The sequence below is a fragment of the Halobacillus sp. BBL2006 genome (assembly GCF_000786645.1).
GTDB lineage: Bacteria > Bacillota > Bacilli > Bacillales > Halobacillaceae > Halobacillus.
The window spans coordinates 1-2,180 of sequence record NZ_JRNX01000741.1 but is presented as its reverse complement, the minus strand read 5'-3'; the positions used below and the strand labels follow the sequence as shown (position 1 = coordinate 2,180).

Below are 2,180 nucleotides of genomic sequence, written 5' to 3'. Positions count from 1 at the left end.
CCATCTTTTATCATCAAGCGGTTAACAGAAGAAGCGAATAAGCCAGAAAATCATAAATACTCTCCCTATGGGGGCTGTCAGGAATTCAGAGAAGCAGTTGCTTCCTTTTATCAAAAAAACTATCAAGTCGATCTGAATCCTGATACAGAGGTTCTGACGCTAATCGGTTCAAAAGAAGGGATAGCTCACCTGATACATGCGGTGATTAACCCTGGTGATGGGGTACTGCTTCCGGATCCTGGTTATCCTGTTTATCAATCCGCTGTTCATTTGGCACACGGTCATAGTGTTCCTTTTCCTTTGAATGAAACAAAAGGCTACGTGCCTGATTTCGAGAAAATCCCCGTTCATGATTTAGAACGGGCCAAGCTGATGTTATTAAACTATCCGAATAACCCTACTGGAGCGACAGTCGAGCTGGATACGTTCATAGAGGCTGTAGAATTTGCGAAAAACAATCAACTTTGTATTGCTCATGATGCGGCCTATGATTTAGTCACATTCCGAGGCTATGAATCTCCAAGTCTCTTACAAGTGCCTGGTGCCAAGGAGATTGGGGTGGAGTTCGGATCATTATCCAAGAGCTTCAATATGACGGGGTGGAGAATCGGATATGTCGTTGGGAATAAAGAGCTTATTCGTTCGTTAACCATCGTCAAAAGTAATACGGATACAAGCCAGTTTCTAGCGATTCAGAAAGCGGGAGCAACAGCACTCACCAGTGATTTCACCTCTGTCAATCAGAATAATGAGATCTATCAGAAGCGGATGGAATTCGTTCTTTCTGCGTTACAAGAGTTAGGGATGGAAGCAGAGAGAACGAAAGGGACCTTTTTTCTATGGGCGAAAGTTCCGGCAGGATATACGTCGCAAGGCTTTGCTGAATTCGTCCTCGAAAAAGCTGGAGTCATCCTGACGCCTGGGACAGCCTTCGGACAGAGAGGGGAAGGCTATATTCGGATCTCTTTATCTGTTCCGACAACAAGATTAAATGAAGCGGTGGATCGAATGAAAAATATGAAGAGGGGAGGGGCTACCTCATGAGTCGACTTACAAGTGCCCAGGCCATCGTTGAATGCCTTCGGCTTGAAGGCATTTCGAAAGTATTTTGTGTACCGGGGGAGAGTTATCTTCCTGTGATGGATGCGATCAGAGACGAACCGGACATGGAGCTGATTTCAGCAAGACATGAAGGGGGCGCATCCTTTATGGCGGAAGGGTTTGCTAAAGCAAGCGGGAAACCTGGCGTCGTCATGGCAACCCGTGGGGTAGGTGCATCCAACCTGACGATCGGTGTGCATACCGCTTATCAGGACTCCACTCCCTTAGTTGTTTTATTAGGACAAGTCCACAGCAGTTTTAGTGGGCGCGAGGGGTTTCAAGAGGTGGACTTAGAAGCATTCTTCCGGCCAATTGCGAAGTGGGTAGCTGAAATTCGCGAACCGCCGCGTGTGCCGGAACTTGTGCAGCGTGCCTTGAGAATTGCTCAGACCGGCCGTCCTGGCCCTGTCGTTTTATCTTTGCCTGAGGATGTTTTGAAAAAAGAAGCCGAGATGGAATTTGGCCCGACAGCCAGCAGGCCAAAGCCAAGACCATCATTTCAAGAACTATTTAAAGTGGAAGCACTGTTAGGTGAAGCACACCGCCCATTGATTGTCGCTGGTGGTGGTGTCAAAAATGCAGGAGCGGAAGCGGCTCTTCAGAACTTCGCGGAGAAATACAATCTTCCAGTGATGGCTGCCTTTCGCAGGCATGATGTGTTTCCGAACGATCACCAGCTGTATGTCGGACATTTGGGGCTGGGGATGCGGACGGATCTTTTACAATCGGTAAAAGAAGCCGACACCATCCTTGCGATTGGGACAAGACTGTCAGAAGTAACAACTCAGGATTATTCGATTCTTTCCAAAGAGCAGACGCTCGTTCATATAGATATCGACTATGAAACATTAGGAAAAGTGTACGCTCCAAAAGTAGGGATTGTGGCTGATGCCAGAGAGGCACTGGGAGCCCTCTTAACATTGAAGGTTAAGCCAAAGTGGGAAGCCTGGGCTGAGAAGCGAAGACAGGTCTATAGGAAATCATTAGCCGAAAACAATACCGTCAACAAACAATTTATTTCAATTCTTCAGAAGCACTTGCCTTCTGACGCCATCCTTACGAATGATGCCGGAAATTTT

General features: G+C 47.1%; 2 protein-coding genes. Both read left to right on the top strand.

All coding sequences use genetic code 11. The features are described from left to right. The coding region (locus tag LD39_RS19120) for an aminotransferase class I/II-fold pyridoxal phosphate-dependent enzyme (protein WP_035551920.1) at positions 1 to 1,044 on the top strand (1,044 nt) is incomplete at its 5' end. Then, positions 1,041 to 2,180 (top strand): thiamine pyrophosphate-binding protein (locus LD39_RS19115; RefSeq protein WP_035551917.1); only part of this gene is annotated, 1,140 nt, incomplete at its 3' end. The genes LD39_RS19120 and LD39_RS19115, both read left to right, overlap by 4 nt.